Annotated in this window: 15 protein-coding genes; 6 read left to right on the top strand and 9 right to left on the bottom strand. The window is 62.3% G+C overall.

Annotated elements, in window-relative coordinates:
* Positions 1 to 224: 224 nt before the first annotated feature.
* The 4 genes from IGS55_RS25180 to IGS55_RS25165 form a co-directional block, all read right to left on the bottom strand.
* Positions 225 to 2,291 (bottom strand): FUSC family protein, encoded by a 2,067-nt coding sequence (locus IGS55_RS25180; protein WP_442908212.1) that lies wholly within the window; start codon positions 2,289 to 2,291, stop codon positions 225 to 227.
* 191 nt (positions 2,292 to 2,482) lie between these two features.
* A complete protein-coding gene (dxs, locus tag IGS55_RS25175) occupies positions 2,483 to 4,351 on the bottom strand; it encodes a 1-deoxy-D-xylulose-5-phosphate synthase (RefSeq protein ID WP_230518306.1) in 1,869 nt (622 codons plus the stop codon).
* Entirely contained in the window at positions 4,352 to 5,263 is a 912-nt protein-coding gene (locus IGS55_RS25170) for a polyprenyl synthetase family protein (RefSeq protein ID WP_230518307.1), read from the bottom strand.
* A complete protein-coding gene (locus tag IGS55_RS25165; protein ID WP_034784821.1) occupies positions 5,260 to 5,511 on the bottom strand; it encodes an exodeoxyribonuclease VII small subunit in 252 nt (83 codons plus the stop codon). Before IGS55_RS25165 ends, IGS55_RS25170 begins: the two co-directional genes overlap by 4 nt.
* 405 nt (positions 5,512 to 5,916) lie before the next feature.
* On the opposite strand from IGS55_RS25165, the gene IGS55_RS25160 reads away from it, so the two are divergent.
* Genes IGS55_RS25160 through IGS55_RS25150 form a run of 3 tightly spaced genes read left to right on the top strand, consistent with a single transcriptional unit; the run spans position 5,917 to position 8,860 of the window.
* Positions 5,917 to 7,017, top strand: a complete 1,101-nt coding sequence (locus IGS55_RS25160) for an aromatic ring-hydroxylating oxygenase subunit alpha (protein WP_128141298.1) — start codon at positions 5,917 to 5,919, stop codon at positions 7,015 to 7,017.
* 54 nt (positions 7,018 to 7,071) lie between these two features.
* Complete coding sequence (locus IGS55_RS25155; protein ID WP_230518308.1) at positions 7,072 to 7,995, top strand: DMT family transporter; 924 nt, start codon at positions 7,072 to 7,074, stop codon at positions 7,993 to 7,995.
* Positions 7,996 to 8,008: 13 nt separating this feature from the next.
* Complete coding sequence (locus tag IGS55_RS25150; RefSeq protein ID WP_230518309.1) at positions 8,009 to 8,860, top strand: sulfurtransferase; 852 nt, start codon at positions 8,009 to 8,011, stop codon at positions 8,858 to 8,860.
* A gap of 49 nt (positions 8,861 to 8,909) precedes the next feature.
* Here the strand turns inward: IGS55_RS25150 and IGS55_RS25145 are convergent, their stop codons facing one another.
* The 4 genes from IGS55_RS25145 to polA form a co-directional block, all read right to left on the bottom strand.
* Positions 8,910 to 10,649, bottom strand: coding sequence for an ABC-F family ATP-binding cassette domain-containing protein (locus IGS55_RS25145; protein WP_230518310.1), 1,740 nt, complete (start codon positions 10,647 to 10,649; stop codon positions 8,910 to 8,912).
* 263 nt (positions 10,650 to 10,912) lie between these two features.
* Complete coding sequence (locus IGS55_RS25140) at positions 10,913 to 11,671, bottom strand: ZIP family metal transporter (RefSeq protein ID WP_046683425.1); 759 nt, start codon at positions 11,669 to 11,671, stop codon at positions 10,913 to 10,915.
* A gap of 246 nt (positions 11,672 to 11,917) precedes the next feature.
* Positions 11,918 to 12,802: a dienelactone hydrolase family protein gene (locus IGS55_RS25135; RefSeq protein WP_230518311.1), complete on the bottom strand. Its 885-nt coding sequence runs from the start codon at positions 12,800 to 12,802 to the stop codon at positions 11,918 to 11,920.
* Between the two features lie 91 nt (positions 12,803 to 12,893).
* Positions 12,894 to 15,656, bottom strand: a complete 2,763-nt coding sequence (gene polA, locus IGS55_RS25130; RefSeq protein WP_230518312.1) for a DNA polymerase I — start codon at positions 15,654 to 15,656, stop codon at positions 12,894 to 12,896.
* 292 nt (positions 15,657 to 15,948) lie between these two features.
* Here polA and IGS55_RS25125 point away from each other — a divergent pair, with 292 nt between their 5' ends.
* The 3 genes from IGS55_RS25125 to IGS55_RS25115 all read left to right on the top strand — a co-directional run bounded on the left by IGS55_RS25125 (position 15,949) and on the right by IGS55_RS25115 (position 18,178).
* Positions 15,949 to 16,344 (top strand): hypothetical protein, encoded by a 396-nt coding sequence (locus IGS55_RS25125; RefSeq protein WP_046683428.1) that lies wholly within the window; start codon positions 15,949 to 15,951, stop codon positions 16,342 to 16,344.
* Between the two features lie 83 nt (positions 16,345 to 16,427).
* The gene (locus IGS55_RS25120; protein WP_230518313.1) at positions 16,428 to 17,384 is read left to right on the top strand and encodes a homoserine kinase; all 957 of its coding nucleotides are present in this window, start codon (positions 16,428 to 16,430) and stop codon (positions 17,382 to 17,384) included.
* 2 nt (positions 17,385 to 17,386) lie between these two features.
* Positions 17,387 to 18,178, top strand: coding sequence for a BPSS1780 family membrane protein (locus tag IGS55_RS25115; RefSeq protein ID WP_128141291.1), 792 nt, complete (start codon positions 17,387 to 17,389; stop codon positions 18,176 to 18,178).
* Positions 18,179 to 18,447: 269 nt separating this feature from the next.
* On the opposite strand, the gene IGS55_RS25110 is transcribed toward IGS55_RS25115, so the two are convergent.
* Complete coding sequence (locus IGS55_RS25110) at positions 18,448 to 20,751, bottom strand: UvrD-helicase domain-containing protein (RefSeq protein ID WP_230518314.1); 2,304 nt, start codon at positions 20,749 to 20,751, stop codon at positions 18,448 to 18,450.
* Positions 20,752 to 20,784: the final 33 nt, after the last annotated feature.

Genomic DNA, 20,784 nt, shown 5'->3' with positions numbered 1-20,784 from the left:
GCTTATTACTTTATCGAATTTACATCCTGCAAAATCGAATATAGACCCCACTTATTTTAGAGTCAACGTTTCCTTTCGATAAATTTCCAGTTTGGAAAATATATCGGCAAAGCCCATGCAATGTGGAATTTGGAGAGATTGGCAGGCGCCAAACGTCTATACAATATTGGCGCCGCAAGCAGGAAAAGGCCGGTTGCGGGCGCAGCCGGCCGAGCGGCTACGCTTCAGTGCGAGGATGCCACTGCGCTATCGGCCGCCTGCACATGCTCGCGCAGCAAGCCGCGCAGCAACTGCACCTGCGCCACCGCATCGGCTTGCAGGGCAGTCAAGCCCTCGGCCGCGCACGGGCCGGGCGCGCCGGCCTCGGCGTCACCGCGCAGCAGCGCATCGATTTCCCCGCTGACGGCGGCAATCCACCGTTGCAATTCGGGCGGCGCCGGCTCGGCCTGGGGACTCAAACTGATACGCGCCGTACTGCCCGCCACGCGGCGCAGCAGCGGCAAGGTGCGCAGCGCCGCCAGGCCCACGCCGCTGCTGCGGTCCAGGCGGCGCTCGATGCGCAAGCGCTGCAGCACTTGCTCCGCGTTATTGCTGGCCAGCCCCGCCTCACGGCGCAGGCGCGCAATCGCGCTGTCCCAGCGTCCACCCGCCGCCAGCACGGCCAGCAGGTATTTCAGGTTGGCCGACACGGCTTTCGCCAGGCGCTGATCGAGGTCGTCCGCCTCGCGGTCCGGCCACAGGAAAAACGTGGCCAGCAGGGCCAGCACGCAACCGAGCACATTGTTGCCCAGGCGGCTCATCGCATACACCATCTCGCTGGCCGGCGCCGCATAGTCGGCCACCAGCACGAAGGCGGGCGTCATGAACAGCACGTGCAGGCTGTAGCTGACACGGCGCAAGGCCATGGTGGCGACGATCAGGGGAAACACCACCAGCGAAATACCGAGCGGCGTGTAAATGAACAGGCCGATCAGCACGGCCAGCACGGCGCCCAGCACGCTGCCCGCGACCCGCTCGATGCCGCGCGGCCAGGTGGTCGACACGGATGGCTGCAAGATCAATAAAGTCGCCATGGTGGCCCAGTAGCCGAACGGAATCTGCAAGGCTTCGACCAGCAGGAAGCCGGCCGTCGTCGCCAGCGACACGCGCGCCGCATGGCGCCAGCTCAGCGACTGCGGCGTGGCGTTGACTTTCGCCGTTTGCCACGCGTGCCCCAGCGCCAGGAAGGCCGCCTCGCGCCACGGCAGCTGTGTCGCGCGCGGCAAGCCCAGTTCCATGAAGTCCACGTTCAGGCGCAGCGGCAGCAAGGCGCCCAGCGCCGCTTCCAGGCGCCGTCCGCAGCCCGCCAGGCGGCGCTGCAATGCCAGGGGCGGCGTTTCCGGCTGGCGCTGCACGGCTTGTCCCAGGCGGCGCAGCAGCACGGCCATCACTTCCAGGCTGCGCCGCGCGCGCGGGTCCTGCCGCAGGCGCTGCTGCTCGCGCTCGCAAGTATGCGTGACGGCGATCAGATAGGCGAAGATGCGCTCGGCGTCGCTGAGCGCCAGCAGCAGGTTGTCGTACAGGGCGCTGCGTCCCGCGCGCGCGGGCGGCACGGCGGCCAGCGCCACGCGCGCCGCTTCCAGCGCGGCGCGCGCTTGCGAGCGGTAGCTGGCGCCATGCGCGGTGGCGTCCGGCAGCGCCGGGCCCTGTTCCAGGAAGCGCGCATTGTCGCGCGCGATGCCGGCCAGGCGCGAATACGCGGCGCGGATGGCGCGCCTGGCCGGGCTGAACGGGTGGATGCGCCAGACCGTAAAACTGAGCACGGTGGCAAACAGGCAGCCGAACATGTACAGGCCCAGGAAAGGCGCCGTCTGCGTCATCGATTCCAATGGATGCGTGACCATCACCACGCAAGCCGTGGCCGCCAGGATGGCCACTTGCGCCGTGGCCGCACCCCAGATGCGCGCCAGCGCGCCGGCCCAGGAAAACAGCAGCACGGCGATGGCCGCCGCCGCCACGCCATGGCCGGCCGCCAGCGCCGTCAGGCCGCCAGCGACCGTCGACAGCAAGCCGAAGCCCACCATCGAGACGAAGCGCATGCGCCGCGTGCCGGCCGCGTCGGCCAGGCAGGTCCAGAAGGCGCCGATGGCGGCCCAGGAAAAATCGGGGTGGTCGAACAGCAGGCCCAGCAGCAGCATGGCGCTCGAGGCGCACGCGGCCCGCAGGCCCTCGGACAGATTCGTTTCATCGATGGCCAGGCTGACCATCCACAGAGGACGGCGCTGCGCCAGCTTGTCGGTATAGGCGTGCATGCCCGTCAGCCAGCGGCCGGCCAGCGCGCGCGAACGGCGGTGAAGTTTCCTGAAATGCAAGTTGGACTTTGAAAGGGTATCAAAGCGTCATCGTAGCATTCCCCGGCGAAAAATGTTGCAGTGCAGCGTAAAATCCCTGCGGACGAAAAAAAAGCGGCACCGCAGCGCCGCTTTCCTGTCTACAGACAAACTTAGCTGACGACAGCCAGGCGCGGCTGCGTGCCGCCAAAGCGCTGCTCGATCGACGCGGCAATGCCGGCGGCGTCCAGGCCCACGCTTTTCAGCAACTGCACGGGGTCGCCATGGTCGATGAAAGTGTCGGGCAAGCCCAGCATCAGGATCGGCTTGACGATGCCTTCGGCCGCCAGCGCTTCGGCCACGGCCGAGCCGGCGCCGCCCATGATGCAGCCCTCTTCCACCGTCACCAGGTAATCGTGTTCCGCGGCCAACTGTTTCACCAGCGCCACGTCGAGCGGCTTGACGAAGCGCATGTTGGCTACCGTCGCGTCGAGCTTGTCGCCCGCCGCCACGCTCGGCGCCACCATCGAGCCGAAGGCCAGGATGGCGATGCGCTTGCCGTGGCGCTTGAGCTCGCCCTTGCCGATGTCAATGCCGGTCAGTTCCGGCACGATGGCCACGCCAGCGCCCGCGCCGCGCGGATAGCGGATGGCGGCCGGGCCAGGATAATGGTAACCGGTGGTGAGCATTTGACGGCATTCGTTTTCGTCGGACGCGGCCATGACGACCATGTTCGGGATACAGCGCAGGAACGCCATGTCGTAGTTGCCCGCGTGCGTGGCGCCATCGGCGCCCACGAGGCCGGCACGGTCCAGCGCGAACGTCACGTCCAGGTTTTGCAGGGCCACGTCGTGGATCAGCTGGTCGTAGGCGCGCTGCAAAAAGGTCGAATAGATGGCCACGACGGGTTTCAAGCCTTCGCAAGCCAGGCCCGCACCGAAGGTCACGGAATGCTGCTCGGCGATGCCGACGTCGAAATAGCGGTTCGGGAATTGCTGTTCAAATTTCACCATGCCCGAGCCTTCGCGCATGGCCGGCGTGATGCCCACCAGGCGCTTGTCGTGCGCGGCCATGTCGCACAGCCAGTTGCCGAACACTTCCGTGTACGTCATCTTGCCCGGCGCCGTGGCCGGCTTGATGCCTTCGGCCGGATTGAACTTCGGCGTGCCGTGGTACAGGATCGGTTCCGCCTCGGCCAGCTTGTAGCCCTGGCCCTTCTTGGTCACCACGTGCAGGAATTGCGGGCCCTTCAATTGCTTGATGTTTTGCAAGGTCGGGATCAGCGAATCGAGGTCGTGGCCGTCGATGGGGCCGATGTAATTGAAACCGAATTCCTCGAACATGGTGGCGGGCACGACCATGCCTTTAGCGTGCTCTTCAAAGCGCTTTGCCAGTTCCAGCACGGGGCCGGGCAACACCGATTTGCCGACATTTTTCGCCGCCGCATAGAACTGGCCCGACATCAAGCGCGCCAGGTGGCGGTTCAGCGCGCCCACGGGCGGCGAGATCGACATGTCGTTGTCGTTCAAAATCACCAGCAGGTTGACGTCTTCCTGCACGCCCGCGTTGTTCATCGCCTCGAAGGCCATGCCGGCCGTCATCGAACCGTCACCGATCACGGCGATCGCGTGCAGCGGGTCGCCCTTGATCTTGGCCGCCTGCGCCATGCCCAGCGCGGCCGAGATCGACGTCGACGAGTGCGCCGTGCCGAAGGTATCGTATTCGCTTTCGTCGCGCTTCGGGAAGCCGGAAATGCCGTCTTTCTGGCGCAAGGTATGCATGCGCTCGCGGCGGCCCGTGAGGATCTTGTGCGAATAGGTCTGGTGGCCCACGTCCCACACGATGCGGTCGTGCGGCGTGTTGAACACGTAGTGCAGCGCGACGGTCAGCTCGACCGTGCCCAGGTTGGACGACAGGTGGCCGCCCGTCTTGGAAACGGAGTCGAGCAGGAAGCTGCGCAGTTCCTGGGCCAGCGGCACCAGTTGCGAGCGGGCCAGCTTGCGCACTTGCGCTGGTTCATTGATGGTTTCTAACAGTTTCATTTATGCCTTCCGCTGCACGACCAGGTCCGCCAGCTCGCGCAAACGGCGTGCCTTGTCCCCGAATGGCGCCAGCGCCGCATGGGCGTCGCACCGCAATTGTTCTGCCAGGGCCCGCGATGGTTCCAGCCCCAGTATCGATACGTAAGTCGGCTTGTTGGCGGCCGCATCCTTGCCTGCCGTCTTGCCCAGGGTGGCCGAATCGGCCGTGGCGTCGAGCACGTCGTCGACCACCTGGAACGCCAGTCCGACGGCGCGCGCATACGCGTTCAGCGCCGTCATCTCGTCTGGCGTCAAGTCCTTGCCGGCCAGCGCGCCGAGGATCACGGCCGCGCGCAGCAAGGCGCCCGTTTTCAACTGATGCATCTGTTCCAGCTGCGGCAGGGTCAAAGCCAGGCCGACGCTGTCGAGGTCGATCGCCTGCCCGCCGCACATGCCTGCCGAACCGGACGCGTGCGCCAGCAGCTTGAGCATGGCCATTTGCCGCGCCGGTGGAATGGCCGCGCCGTCGGCCAGCAGCATGAAGGCCTGCGATTGCAGCGCGTCGCCGACCAGCAGGGCCGTCGCTTCATCGTAGGCGATGTGCACGGTGGGCTTGCCACGGCGCAAGGCATCGTCATCCATGCACGGCATGTCGTCATGCACGAGCGAATACACGTGAATCATTTCCAGCGCGCAAGCTGCGCGCGCAAGGGTATCTTGATCGGCATCAAACAGTTCGCCTGCCGCCATCACCAGCAGCGGGCGCACGCGCTTGCCGCCACCCAACAGCGCATAGCGCATGGCCGCGTGCAGCTTGTGCGGCACCGCGTCCGCCGCCGGCAGGAACTGGTCGAGCCGGCTTTCCACGCCGGACTGGGTGCTTTGCATCCAGTCGCCGAAGGTCACGCCATCTTGTTGCACGCTGGCCATCATTGGGCGGCCTCGCCCGCATCCACGAACGGTTTCAGCATGTCGCCTTCCAATACTTTCACCTGCGCTTCGACACTGTCGAGCTGGCTTGCGCAATACTTGACCAGTTCCGAGCCGCGCTGGTACGCCGCGACCGATGCTTCCAGCGGCAACTGGCCCGCTTCCATTTGCGTTACCAGCTGCGCCAGTTCCGCCATCGCCTCTTCAAACGAGGCCGGCGCTGCGGCAGCGGCAGTTAATTTCTTCGACATAGACTCAAATCTCTTCGTGGCACGAGGGGCTTGTAGGGAGACGCCGGGGACTCCCGGCCAGCATAGAAGCGTTATTTTAGAACAAACCACACTATTAAGTGAAAACTAAAGCGCAATCAGCGCGCTCAAAGTCAATAGCGTTGCCAGCTTGGCAGTGAATTTTAGCGCAATAGCCCCTCGCTACCGGTTATTGCGCGCCAAATGACAATGTTTCTCATTAAAAGACTATTTACCGGGGGGTTTTGGCAATGCCGAGGCCGATACGCGCTATAATCGCCGGTTCTGTCCGAAATACCGTTTCAACAAATTTGAATTCAGGTCTTTGCGGATTCTTTCTCTCTGTAGCGGTTGTCCAGGCAAGGGCTTGGGGCACTGCTGACCGTTGTACATTTATGGGGGGTTGGGATGTCCGATCTGGCTACTCACGCCAAGCTGGCGCGCTCAAACGCGCAACTTCCGGTCCACGTCTATTTTGACGAAACGCTGTTGCAGCGTGAAATGCAGCAATTGTTCCAAGCCGGCCCGCGCTACGTCGGGCATGCGCTGATGGTGCCGGAAACCGGCGATTTTGCGACCCTGGCGTCTGAGAACGAGGGGCGCATGCTCGTGCGCAACGCCAACGGCATCGAAGTGCTGTCCAACGTGTGCCGCCACCGGCAGGCGCTGATGTACAACGGCCGCGGCAACGCGAACCATATCGTCTGCCCGCTGCACCGCTGGACCTACGACCTCAAGGGCGAATTGATCGGCGCGCCGCATTTCCCCGAGACGCCGTGCCTGAACCTGTCGAAAACGCCGCTGCAAAGCTGGAATGGCTTGCTGTTCGAGCAAAACGGCTACAACGTGATGGAAAAATTGAAAGATTTGTCCGTCTCGAAAGACCTCGATTTCTCCGGCTATATGTTCGACCACGTGGAAATCCACGAGTGCGACTACAACTGGAAGACTTTCATCGAAGTCTATCTGGAAGACTATCACGTCGAACCGTTCCACCCGGGCCTGGGCAGCTTCGTCAGCTGCGACGACCTGCGCTGGGAGTTCGGCAAGGATTACAGCGTGCAAACGGTGGGCGTGCACCGCGGCTTGCAGCAGGCCGGTTCGCCTGCCTACAAGAAATGGCAGGAGCAGGTGCTGCAATTCCGTGGCGGTGAAGCGCCGCCGTATGGCGCCATCTGGCTGACCCTGTATCCGAACATCATGGTCGAATGGTATCCGCACGTGCTGGTCGTCTCGACCCTGTGGCCCGATGGCCCGCAAAAGACGCGCAACGTGGTGGAGTTCTATTACCCGGAAGAAATCGTGCTGTTCGAGCGCGACTTCGTCGAAGCGGAACGGGCGGCCTACATGGAAACCTGCGTCGAGGACGATGAAATCGCCCAGCGCATGGATGCCGGCCGCAAGGCCCTGATGGCGCGCGGCGTGAGCGAAGTGGGTCCTTACCAGTCACCGATGGAAGACGGCATGCAGCATTTCCACGAGTGGTACCGCAATAATATCGAACTGTAATTCCCTCCAGGGCCGCATTGCGCGGCCTTTTCTTTTTCATCGTCAGGATTTCTCATGCAATCGCTTTGGATGCTATTTGCCAGTTTCATGTTCGCCATCATGGGCGTGTGCGTCAAGCTGGCGTCGGATATGTATTCGACGTCCGAAATCGTCATGTACCGCGGCATCATCGGCATGATCGTCATGAGCTGCACCATCCTCTACCAGGGTGGCAGCTTCAAAACCACAATGCCGGGCCAGCATCTGTGGCGCGGCGTGGTGGGCGTGATCGCCCTGTGGCTGTGGTTTTATGCGATCGCCATCCTGCCGCTGGCCACGGCCATGACCTTGAACTACATGGCGCCCATCTGGATCGCCGTGATCCTGCTGGCCGGCGGCTTCTGGAAAGGCATGCAACAGGTCGAGTGGCCGCTGGTGGCGGCCATTGCCATGAGCTTTGTCGGCGTGACCCTGCTGCTGCAGCCCGTGTTCGAAACGGACCAGCTGGCCGGCGCCATTACGGCCTTGATTTCCGGCATGCTGTCGGCCCTCGCCTATTTGCAGGTGCGTAAATTGGGCTTGCTGGGCGAACCCGAATACCGGGTCGTGTTTTATTTCTCGGTCGTCAATTTCCTCGCTGGCGTGATCGGCCACGTGGCCAGCGCCGGCGGCGGCCCCGTCGTCTGGCATGCGCACACGAGCGCCTACGGCATCGGCTTGCTGGCCGCCATCGGCCTGTGTGCCACCATGGCGCAGATGGCCATGACGCGCGCCTATCGTCTGGGCAAGACCCTCGTGGTTGCAAATCTGCAATACACGGGCATCGTCTTTTCCAGCTTCTGGGGCGTGGTGATCTTCGGCGACCTGTTCGACTGGCACGGCTGGACCGGCATCGGCATCATTCTCGCTTCGGGCATCGCGGCAACCTATTACAATACCCGCAACACGGCCCGTGGCGCGGCGATAGCGCGCACGGATCCGATTGCCAGCGAAGTGTAAAGGAGCGTTTCCGATGTACACCACCTTGATCCAGGCCAGCGAACTGGCCAGCCACCTGAACGACAGCAACTGGGTGATCCTCGATTGCCGCCACGACTTGCTCAACCCCACAGCGGGCAGCGACGCGTTTACCGCCGGGCACATCCAGAACGCGCAGTTCGCCGATATCGATACGGCCCTGTCCGGCCCCAAGACGGCGCGCGGCGCGGAATTTACCGGCCGCCATCCTTTGCCCGACCGCAACGCCCTGCTGGCCACCTTGCGCGGCTGGGGCATCAATGACGACACGCAAGTGGTCGCCTATGATGGCCAGGGCGGCATGTTCGCCGCCCGCCTGTGGTGGCTGCTGCGCTGGCTCGGCCATCCTGCCGTGGCCGTGCTTGACGGCGGCCTGGCCGCCTGGCAGGCGCAAGGTTTACCATTGGTCACGCCGGTGGCGCCCCGCCCGGTCGGTAACATCACGGAAAAAGCCAGCCTGACGCGCACGGTCAGCGTGCAGGACGTCGTTGCCAACCTGGAAACGCAAGCCTTGACCGTCATCGATGCGCGCGCCCCCGACCGCTACCGGGGCGAAAACGAAACCATCGACCCCGTGGGCGGCCATATCCCCGGCGCGAAAAACCGTTTCTTCAAGGATAACCTGCAGACGGACGGCCGCTTTAAAAACGCCGAGGAACTGCGGCGCGATTTCAGCGCCCTGTTTGACGCACCGCAAGCGGCCATCCTGCAATGCGGCTCCGGCGTGACGGCGTGCCACAACCTGCTGGCCCTGGAAGTGGCGGGTTTACCTGGCGCAGCCCTGTATCCGGGTTCATGGAGCGAATGGTGCGCGAATCCGGCGCGGCCGGTGGCGACGGGTAACTGAAAAAATGGCGGACCAAGTGGTCCGCCATTTTTTTACCTGTGGATAACGATTAAATTATCCCCAGTGCCTGATTCAACTGCGTCAGTTCCGCCAGCCACGCCTGCTGGCTGGCCGGCTTCTGGTGCCGCGGTTTTCTCGCCAGATCCTCGGCCAGCAATTGCTCCAGTTCGCACAAGCGCTCCAGCTGAACATCAACGTCGCTTTGCGTGGGTACACGCGCAGCCGCTTCCACGCGCAGCGCCGGCAGCGGCGCCTGTCCATCTTCCGCGCTCAGCCGTGCATACGCGCTGGCCGCATCGGGCCACTCTTCCAGCCGGCCATCGGCCACCACCCAAAAACGGTTGCACGCCGTCTCGATCAGGTCGCGGTCGTGCGACACCAGCAAACAGCCCCCTTCAAAACCCTGCAAGGCCTGCCCCAGTTCCGCCTTGCCCTGCATGTCCAGGTGGTTGCTCGGTTCATCGAGCAACAATAAATGGTAGCTGGCCAGCGACAAGCCCAGGAACAGCAGCCGCGCCCGCTCACCGCCGCTCAGGGTCGCCACCGTCTGGCCATGGCGTGCATACGGGAAACCGGCCGCAATCAAGGCCTGCCTGCGCGCCACCTGGCTGCGCGCAGCCTCGTTTTGCACGGCAAACGGGTACAGGGCGTCGGACAAATCGGCCGTATCGGCCAGTTGCCTGAGCGACTGGTCGTAATAGCCGATGTTGGCCGCGTGGTGGTAGCGCAAGTCGCTGCGTTCCTGCTGCGCCTGGATCGCCTGCCAGCACAGGCGCAGCAGGGACGACTTGCCGCTGCCGTTGGCGCCCAGCAAGGCGACCCTGTCGCCCGGTTTCAGCCACAGCTGGCCGACCTGGAACAGCACGGGAGAAGCGGGCACGGCGCGCACGTCCAGTCCGTCGAGCGCCAGCAGCTGGTCGGCCGCCAGCGCCTTGCCGCGCAAACTCAGGCGCCAAGGTGCGCCATCGCTGACGAACGATTGCGCATCCTTCAATTTATCGATGCGCCGCTGCATGGTCTTGGCCTTGCGTGCCAGGTCTTCATTGTCATAGGTGCGCCCCCACAGCGCCAGGCGGGCGCTGCTGGCCGACAGGCGGTCGATTTCCTTCTGTTCGGCCGCATGCCGGGCGGCAGCGGCAAGATCGGCTTCGGCCAGCGCCGCCAGCGCGGGGCCGCACGGCAAGTCGAAGTCGTAGAGGCGGCTATCGCGCAAGATCCAGCTGCGCGTGGCAACGTTGTCGAGCAGGCGCTGGTCGTGCGAGACGAGGATGAAGGCGCCGCGCCAGGCCAGCAGGAATTGCTCGAGCCACAGCAAGGACGGCAAGTCCAGGTGATTGCTCGGTTCATCGAGCAGCAGCACGTTCGGCTCCTGCAGCAGGGCGCGCCCCAGCAGCAATCGCGTGTGCTGGCCGCCGGACAGAGAGTGCACGGGCACTTGCGCCGTTTCCTGGTCGAAGCCCAGTTCGGCCAGCAGGCTGTCGACCCGCCAATGCAATTCCGGCTGGTCCAGCACGGGCGCCAGCAAGGCGTCGTACAGGCTCAGGCTGGCAAGTTCGGCCGGCAAATGCTGCTCCACATGCTGCAAGCGGCAGGCACGGGCATAATGAATGGTGCCGGACGAGGCTTCCCGCGTGCCGCTGAGCAAACCCAGCAAGGTGGATTTGCCGCAGCCATTGTGGCCGATCAGGCCGATGCGGTCGCCCTGGCGCAAGGTAAAGGCGAGTTCGTTGAACAGGAAACCGTCGTGGGTATCCAGCTGTAAAGCTTGTGTCGAGATAAGGGTAGTCATGGCTCTTGTCTTTGTTCGGGATGCAAGCATCCGCGTTAACAGGAGCGCTAACGACAACGGAGTACCAGGAAAGGACTCGTCTAGGAGGGTAGCTTTGCTCTGGCCAGGTTATCGCAGCGCGATAGAACGTGGGCAAGAGCGAACGAATGCGCTTAAAGAGCGTGCGCGCCACAAGGCGAGCAACAAGTTTTCTTCCATTATATTTTCCTCCTTTCTGTGCAAGTTAGTCAGAAAGGCAATACTACACCCACACAGTCAGTACATCAACCACCGTGGCGCTTGTGCGTCAGGAACAGCACGATGCACACGCCCAGCGCGATCAGGAGCACTTGCGGAATGGTTTCGCGCAAGGTGGCGCGGCGCTGCATCTGCGGCATCAGGTCGCTCAAGGCGATGTAGATGAAGCCGGACGAGGCGAACACGAGCACATAAGGAATCAGATTGCTGGCGCGGTCCAGGGTGAAATAGCCGAGCAGGCCACCGGCCACCGCCATCAGGCTGCACAGCAGGTTGAAGATGTAGGCGCGCAAGCGCGAGAAGCCGGCATTGAGCAGCACGATGAAGTCGCCGATTTCCTGCGGGATTTCATGCGCGATGATGGCCAGGCCCGTCACCAGGCCCAGCTTCGGGTCGGCCAGGAAGGCGGCCGCGATCAGGATGCCGTCCGTAAAATTGTGCATGCCGTCGCCGACGAGGATCATCCAGCCGGCCTTGCCCGCCTCGTGCTTGTCATGGCCGTGCGCATGATGGTGGCCATCGCCTTCGTGGTGGTGCGAATGGCGCAGGATGGCGAATTTTTCCAGCATGAAAAAGGCCAGCAAGCCCGCCAGCAGGGTGGCGAACAGGGTGCGCGGATCCGCCTGCGATTCGAACGCTTCAGGCAAGGCGTGCAGCAGAGACGTCGACAACATGATGCCGACGGACAAGCTGACCATGCGCTCGACCACTTTGGACAGGAATGCAAACGAAAAGATCGCCGCCGCGGTAATGCTCAACACGCCCGCGATCGTGGTCGCGAGCAAAATGGATATAAGGACGGGATCGATGATTTTCTTACCTCAAAATGGCGCCGGGTCACTGGCGCCCGCGATGCTGGCGTCTGGCCTGATGAATGCGTTGTTATCTATTGTTTAATTTTTTGCGCGTTTGGCGGCAGCGTCGCGCGATGAAGATGCAATTGTACTGCATTGGCGCGCAGCGGGCATTTTACAGCCCGGTGCGCCTTTCGCGTTAACTTCTAGGAAATGCGGTGTTTTTCTGTTGCGTCGTCACGCCACGCCGTGTGTCTTGAACCAGGCTAAACAACGCGCATAGCCGTCCTTCGCATCGGCCGCCACATAGCTGGGGCGGTAATCGGCATTGAAGGCGTGGCCCGCATCGGGATACACGACAAACTCCGATTTGTTGCCGCCCTTGGCCAGCGCGTCCTTCATCTTCGCGATCGATTCCTGGCTGATGCCCGTGTCCTTGCCGCCATACAAGCCCAGCACGGGGACCTTCAAGGTGGCGGCAATATCGATGGGGTTGCTCGGCTGCAAGGGAGTGGGCTCGCCCACCAGGCGGCCATACCAGGCCACACCCGCCTTGACTGCCGGATTGTGCGCCGCATACAGCCACGTGATGCGCCCGCCCCAGCAGAAACCCGTAATGCCCAGTCGGCTCGTGTCGCCGCCATTCTGTTTCGCCCACGCCACCACCGCATCGAGGTCCGCCATCACCTGCGCGTCCGGCGTCTTGGCGATAATGCCTTTCATCAACTCCGGGATGCTGCCCACCTTGGTGGGATCGCCCTGGCGCACGAACAAATCGGGCGCCAGCGCCAGGTAGCCCTGCTTGGCGAAACGGCGCGCCATGTCGGCGATATGTTCATGCACGCCAAAGATTTCCGAAATGACCAGTACCACGGGCAAACCCGTTTTACCCTCCGGCTGGGCCGCGTACACGGGCACGGCCTGGCCGTCGACCATCACCGACATGCTGCCCGTGACGAGCCCGGCGGAATCCGTCTTGATGACGTTTTGCGCCGCCACGGGCAGCACGGCCACGGCAAAGCCCGTGCCCAGCGCCACCTTCAGGAAACCACGGCGGCCGTCCGGCCCGGACAAGCTGCTCTGGCCCAGCAAACTTTCACAATCGGTGATCATGTCGCTCATGCGTTTCTCCTGAAAGATGTGTTGACAAAAAATGTCGGCTTACGCGCTGCGCGCTAAGCCGACCTACGGTCATTGCTGCTATGTCACATTGTTAATGCGCTTCGTCCCAATTTTTACCGACGCCCACTTCCGCCGTCAGCGGCACCTTCAGCGCGGCCACGCTGGCCATCAGTTCCGGCAGCTTGCGCTTGACCAGCTCGAGCTCGGCGTCCGGCACTTCCAGCACCAGTTCATCGTGCACCTGCATGATCATCTTCGTCTGCAAGTTGTCCGTTTCCAGCCAGCCTTGCACGGCGATCATGGCCAGCTTGATCAGGTCGGCGGCCGTGCCCTGCATCGGCGCGTTGATCGCCGCCCGTTCGGCGCCCTGGCGGCGCGGGCCGTTAGGCGAGTTGATTTCCGGCAGCCATAAACGGCGGCCGAACACGGTTTCCACGTAGCCGCGCGCCTTCGCTTGCTGGCGCGTGTCTTCCATGTACTGTTTCACGCCGGAAAAACGGGCGAAGTAGCGGTCGATATAGCTTTGTGCGGCCGTGCGGTCCACGCCCAGGTTACCGGCCAGGCCGAACGCGCTCATGCCGTAGATCAGGCCGAAGTTGATGACCTTGGCGTAGCGGCGCTGCTCGCTTTGCACTTCCGCGGCAGGCACGCCAAAGATCTCGGCAGCCGTGGCGCGGTGAATGTCGATGCCGTCGGCAAACGCGCGCAACATGGCTTCGTCGCCAGAGATATGCGCCATGATGCGCAATTCGATCTGCGAATAGTCGGCCGAGACGATGTGGCTGCCGGGCGGCGCAATGAAGGCTTCGCGGATGCGGCGCCCTTCCGCGCTGCGGATGGGAATATTCTGCAGGTTCGGGTCGTTCGACGCCAATCGCCCCGTCACGGCCACGGCTTGCGCATAGTTCGTATGCACCCTGCCCGTGGTGACGTTGATCATCTTCGGCAATTTATCCGTGTAGGTCGACTTCAGCTTGGCCATGCCGCGGTATTCGAGCAGCACTTTGGGCAAGGGATAATCCTCGGCCAGCTTTTGCAGCACTTCCTCGTCCGTCGACGGCGCGCCCGTCGGGGTTTTCTTCACGACCGGCAGCTTCAGCTTTTCAAAGAAGATTTCGCCGATCTGCTTGGGCGAACCGAGGTTGAACGGCTGCTCGGCCAGTTCATACGCCTTCTTTTCCAGCTCGAGGATTTTCACGGCCAGCTCGGCCGACTGGATGTTGAGCAGTTCGTCATCGATCAGCACGCCGTTGCGCTCGATCTTTTGCAAGACCACGGCCGTCGGCATCTCGATCTTTTCATAGATGAAGGTCAGCTTGTCATCACCCGCCACGTTGCCCCACATGGCATTGTGCAAACGCAAGGTGACGTCGGCATCTTCGGCCGCGTATTTCGCCGCCTGCTCCACTTCCACCTGGTTGAAGGTGATCTGCTTGGCGCCCTTGCCGCACACGTCCTCGAACGGGATCGTCGTGTAGTTCAGGTGGCGCAGGGCCAGGCTGTCCATGTCGTGCTTCTTGTGCGATTCGAACACATACGATTCGAGCAAAGTATCGTGGGCGATGCCGCGCAAGGTCACGCCGTGGTTGGCGAAGATGTGGCTGTCATACTTGAGGTTCTGGCCCAGCTTGGGCTTGTTTGCATCTTCCAGCCACGGGCGCAATTTCGCCAGCACGTGCTCGCGCGTCAACTGTTCCGGCGCGCCTGCATAGTCGTGGGCCAGCGGGATGTAACAGGCGGCGTGCTCCGCCACCGACAGGGAAATACCGACCATCTGCGCCGTCATCGGTTCCAGCGACGTGGTTTCCGTGTCGACAGCCGTCAAGGGCGCCGCATCGATCAGCGCGATCCATTTGTCGAGCTGCTCATCCGTCAGCACGGTTTCATACACGGCCTCGACTGCTGGCGCGGCATCGGCGAACATGTCGCCCGTCGTATTCGCGATGGTGGCACCGGCAACTGTCGGTGCGCCAACGGGAGACATCGGCGGCGGCGTGGCGCCCAGTTCACGCAGCAGCGCCTTGAAACCGTAGCGGTTGAAAAAGGCCAGCAGCGCTTCCTTGTCTTCGTGTTTCGCCACCAGCGAGTCGGCGATCGTCGTCATGTGCCCGGACAAATCGCAATCGGTCTTGACGGTGATCAAGGCGCGCGCCTGCGGCAGCCATGGCAGGGCCGTGCGCAGGTTTTCGCCCACGGCGCCGCCCACACTGGCCGCGTTTTCCATCACGCCTTCCAGGCTGTCGTACAAGGTCAGCCATTTGACGGCCGTCTTCGGGCCGCATTTCGATACGCCGGGCACGTTGTCGACCGTATCGCCGATCAGCGACAGATAATCGATGATGCGGTTGGGCGGCACGCCGAATTTGACCAGCACGGCCGCTTCGTCGAGCTTTTCATTACTCATGGTATTGATCAGGGTCACCTGGCTGTTGACCAGCTGCGCCAGATCCTTGTCGCCAGTCGACACCACCACGTTCATGCCGGCGGCTGCCGCCTGCACGGCCAGGGTACCGATCACGTCGTCCGCTTCCACGCCGTCGACCATCAAAATCGGCCAGCCCATGGCGCGCACGGCTTCGTGGATCGGTTCGATCTGCAAGCGCAGGTCGTCCGGCATCGAAGCGCGCGTGGCCTTGTACTCGGGATACATGTCGTCGCGGAAAGTTTTCCCTTTAGCATCGAACACGCAGGCGATGTAGGCGGCCGGGTAGTCGGCGCGCAAACGGCGCAGCATGTTGACCATGCCGTGCATGGCGCCCGTGGGATAGCCGTCCGGGCTGCGCAGGTCGGGCAGCGCATGGAAGGCACGATAAAGGTAACTGGATCCGTCGACTAACAGCAGGGTGTTTTGCATAATGCCAATAAAATAAGGTGAACCGCGCCAGCCGGGAAGAAACAGCGGCGGACGGGCGGAATATCGCACAATTATCGCAGAGTTTAAGGCCGCGCCACCGGCCGCAACGCGTGCCGTTCCTGGCGTTTTTAGCAAGCTGGCGGCCCCGTGCGGGCGCGCGGGCTGCCGTCGCCAGCCATTTCGGCACATTTAAACAGCATTACCTACCAGTTTGTTACAATGCCTTATAGATAAATTGACGGCATTACACCACTGCACGCGCTGCAGCCCCACACATGGAAGCGAACCCATCATGATGCGTACATCGACACTCTGGACATTCCTCGCCCTGCCCCTGCTGGCATGTTCAGCCATTGCCAGCGCCCAGACGCCGGCCAAACCGAGCGACGCGCCACCCCAGCTCGAACGTATCGAGGAAATGGGCGAAGCACCGATCACCGTGGCGCCAGCGGCCGCCAAGCAGCAAATTACCGAAAAACGCGAAGCGGGCGTCACCAGCGAAGTGAAAGTCACGAGCGGCGGCAGCACCTATTACATGAAGCCGGCCGCCGGCGGCGACCAGGCCCACAACGGCGCCCTGCGCGGCCCGCAATGGAAAGTGCTGGAATTCGACCTGGGCAAGAAGAAACAGAAACAACGCGACGAAGAGGCAGCGGACGCGCCAGCACCGCCCGCACCAGCGAAGTAAGCAGCCACTCTCTTCTGCCCTGCCCCGGCCATCTGCGGGGCAGCCGGCTTTTTTTGACCTTTTAGACCATTCCCCTCTTTCCCATGGCAGTTTTTACCGCGCTACACCTGGACGATATCGACCAGTGGATCACGCAGTTTCCACTCGGCAAACCTCTGGCGCTCAAGGGCATCGCATCCGGCATCGAAAACAGCAATTTCTTCCTGAGCACGGAGCGCGGCGAGTACGTGCTGACGATCTTTGAAAACCTCAGCTTCGAGCAATTGCCGTTCTATCTGCAACTGATGCGCCATTTGGCGGACCGGGGCGTGCTGGTGCCGGCGCCGATCGCCAATGCGGACGGCGAACTGGTGACGGCCCTGCAAGGCAAGCCGGCCGCCATCGTCAGCAAACTCGACGGCAGCTCGCAGATGGCGCCGCAGGCCGTGCATTGCGCGGCCGTGGGCGCCATGCTGGCCAAGATGCACCTGGCGGCGCAGGATTTCCCCCTGCAACAGCCGAATTTGCGGGGACTGGACTGGTGGAACGTCACCACGCCGCTGGTCTTGCACCACCTCGACGATGCCAAAGCGCACTTGCTGCGCGCGGAAATCCATTTCCAGGATGCCTTTGCCGCCTGCGATACCTATAAAGCCATCCCGCGCGGCCCCGTGCATGCCGACTTGTTCCGCAACAACGTCATGTTTGACGGCGAACAACTGACAGGCTTTTTTGACTTTTACTTTGCCGGCTGCGACACGTGGCTGTTCGACGTGGCCGTCACCGTCAACGACTGGTGCGTGGACCTGGCCACGGGCGTGCTCGATACCGAAAGAGTGCGCGCCCTGCTCGACGCCTACCAGGCCGTGCGCCCGTTTACGCACGAAGAACAAACGGCATGGCAACCGATGCTGCGCGCCGCCGCGCTGCGCTTCTGGCTGTCGCGCCTGTACGATTATTACCAGCCGCGCGAAGCGGAAATGCTGACCCCGCACGATCCCACGCATTTCGAACGCATTCTGCGCGAACGTATCGCCACACCTGCTCCGGAACTGTTTTAAATATGGAAAAATTACCTGCAAGTACAGGTTGGCAATGGGTGAAACAAGGCTTTGGCCTGTTTCGCAAGCAACCTGGCGGCATGTCGATGTTGTTTCTCGGCTATATGTTCTGCATGCTGGCCGTCAGCATCGTGCCCGTGCTCGGCCAATTGCTGCCCGTCATCCTGGTCCCCGTGTTTTCCGTCGCCTTCGTGCAAGGCTGCCTGAATATCGACCAGGGCAAGCGCGTCCTGCCCAGCCTGCTGATCTCGGGCTTCCGCAAACCTGCTTTTCCTTCCCTGTTCGGCCTGGGCGTGCTGTACATCCTGATGGCCATCGTTGCCATCGGCGCCTCGACCCTGGTGGACGATGGCTTGCTGTGGAAACTGGTCACCGGGCAACTGACGGAAGAAGCGGCGCGCGCCGCCATCCCCGAATCGCGCCTGGGCCTCGGCATCCTGCTGGCCATCGTGCTGTACGTGCCGGCCGCCATGGCCTTCTGCTTTGCCGCACCGTTGATCTACTGGAAACAGGTCAGCCTGGGCAAGGCGCTGTTCTTCAGCTTTTTCGCCGTCTGGCGTTCGCTGTCGGCCTTCATCGTCTTCGCCGCCACCTGGTTTGCCATCAGCATCGTCACCAGCCAGTTACTGGCCGTCATCTTTGGCCGCACGCAGCTGATGATGCAACTGATGATGCCGCTGTCGATGATACTCACCATCATCATGCATTGCTCGTTCTACGCCGCCTACCGCCAGATCTTCGGCCTGCCCGTCGATGACAGCAAGACGGTGTCGCTGGACAAGACCGGCGAGTGATCGCGGGCCAGATGTAAAAAGGGGCAGCCTGCGCAGGCTGCCCTTTTTTTATTTTCCGAATGCCTCGCAATGCCACAGCGTAGGTCGGATTAGCGGCGGCACGCCGCGTAATCCGACGCGGCGAGGCCAACAATGGTGTCGGATTACGCTTCGCTAATCCGACCTACGCGACCGGTCAGAGTATCTTCCTGGTAGGTCGGATTAGCGGGGCCGAAGGCCACGCGTAATCGGACAACATTGTTAGCCCCCGCAGTGGTGCCGGATGACCTTCACAGCCGCTCCAGCTTCGCAATCCCCAAATCCAGCACCTTCATGCCGTGCTGTCCAAAGTTGATTTGCGCGCGCGCATTGCCGCCGCCGCCTTCGATATTGACGATCACGCCTTCGCCGAACTTGGCGTGCGCCACGGATTCGCCGATGCGCCAGCCGCCGCCCGCGGCTTTTTGCGCGATCTTTTGTGCAATCGCATTATCCGAACCGAGGCTGACCACGCGCGGTGCCTCATCCCAGGCCGACTTGCGGTTGCCGAACCAGTTCGCCTGCACTTTCGGCGACAGCCATTTCAGCGATTCTTCCGGCAATTCGTCGAAGAAGCGCGACTTCATGTTGTAGCGCGTCTGGCCGTGCAGCATGCGCGTCTGCGAAAAGCTCATGTACAGCCGCTTGCGCGCGCGCGTGATGGCCACGTACATCAGCCGGCGTTCCTCTTCCACGCCATTGTCTTCCTTCGAGCTGCTTTCGTGCGGGAACAAGCCCTCTTCCAGGCCGGTAATGAACACATTGTCGAATTCCAGGCCCTTGGCCGAATGCACCGTCATCATCTGCAGCGCATCCTGGCCCGCCTGCGCCTGGTTATCGCCCGCTTCCAGCGACGCGTGCGACAGGAAGGCGGACAGCGGCGACATCACGGCCGGCAGCGGCGCGTCCGCGTCGAGGATTTCGATGCCATCCTGGTTCACGACGGGCGCGCCCGACTGCGCCTGGGCGGCAGGGCCCAGATGGGCCGGTGCGCCCTGGCCGAAACCTTCCTCGGAAATGAACTGGCTGGCCGCGCTGACCATCTGCTCCAGATTCTCGATGCGGTCGGCGCCTTCCTTTTCATTCTGGTAATGCTGGAGCAAGGTACTCGCCTCGAGCACCACTCTGACCATTTCCGGCAGAGATAACTGCTGCGTTTCGAAACGCACGCCTTCGATCAGCTTGACGAAGCCGGCCAGCACGCTGCCCGCCTTGCCAGCCACGTATGGCACGGACGCATACAGCGAAATGCCGTACTGTTCCGAGGCGGCCTGCAATTGCTCGATCGAGCGCATGCCGATGCCGCGCGTGGGGAAATTGACCACGCGCAAGAAGGCCGAATCGTTGTGCGGATTGTCCATCAATTGCAAATAGGCAATCGCGTGCTTGACCTCGGCGCGCTGGAAGTAGCGCTGGCCGCCATACACGTGATACGGAATCGCGGCCGAAAACAGCGCATGTTCGATCACGCGCGACTGCGCGTTCGAACGGTACAAAATCGCGATTTCGCTGCGCGAAGCGCCATCGGCGATCAGGCTTTTTGCCTCTTCGATGATCCACTGCGCTTCCTGCAAGTCGGAACTGGCTTCATACACGCGCACCTGCTCGCCGTGGCCCGCGTCCGTGCGCAGATTCTTGCCCAGGCGCTTGCTGTTGTTCGCGATCAGCACGTTGGCACTGTCGAGGATGTGGCCGTGCGAGCGGTAGTTCTGCTCAAGCTTGATCAAGTTCTTCACCTGGAACTCGTGCTCGAAGGCGCTCATATTACCCACGTTGGCGCCGCGGAACGCGTAGATGCTCTGGTCATCGTCGCCGACGGCAAACAGGGCGCCGCCATCGCGGCTGCCGTGGCCGGCCAGCAATTTGAGCCAGTTGTATTGCAGGTTATTCGTATCCTGGAACTCGTCCACCAGAATATGGCGGAAACGGGCCTGGTAATGTTCGCGCAACGGTTGGTTGCGGCTCAGCAATTCATACGTGCGCAGCAGCAATTCGGCAAAATCGACGACGCCTTCGCGCTGGCACTGGTCGTCGTACAGCTGATACAGCTCGACCATCTTGCGCTCGTGCGCGTCGTACGCTTCCACGTCCGTGGCGCGCAAGCCCTGGTCTTTGGCGTTGTTGATGAAATACATCACCGTCTTCGGCGGGAATTTCTCATCATCGATGTTGTTTGCCTTCAACAAGCGCTTGATCACCGACAATTGATCCTGAGAATCGAGGATCTGGAAGGTTTGCGGCAAGGCCGCGTCGCGGTAATGCGTGCGCAGCAGGCGGTTGCACAGACCGTGGAAGGTGCCGATCCACATGCCGCGCGTATTGATCGGCAGCATGGCCGACAGGCGCGTGAGCATTTCCTTGGCGGCTTTATTGGTAAACGTCACGGCCAGGATGCCGGGTGGCGATACCTGCTGGGTCTGGATCAGCCACGCGATGCGGGTGGTCAGCACGCGGGTCTTGCCCGAACCGGCGCCGGCCAGGATCAGCGCATGTTGCGCCGGCAAGGTGACGGCAGCCAATTGTTCGGGATTGAGGTTGTGAAGAAGATTTTGCATCCCGTGATTATACCGGCATGGCTAAAAATACTG

It is taken from the genome of Janthinobacterium sp. EB271-G4-3-2 (assembly GCF_020858035.1).
Taxonomy (GTDB): Bacteria; Pseudomonadota; Gammaproteobacteria; order Burkholderiales; family Burkholderiaceae_D; genus Janthinobacterium; species Janthinobacterium aestuarii.
This window is presented reverse-complemented; position numbering and strand designations above follow the sequence as displayed.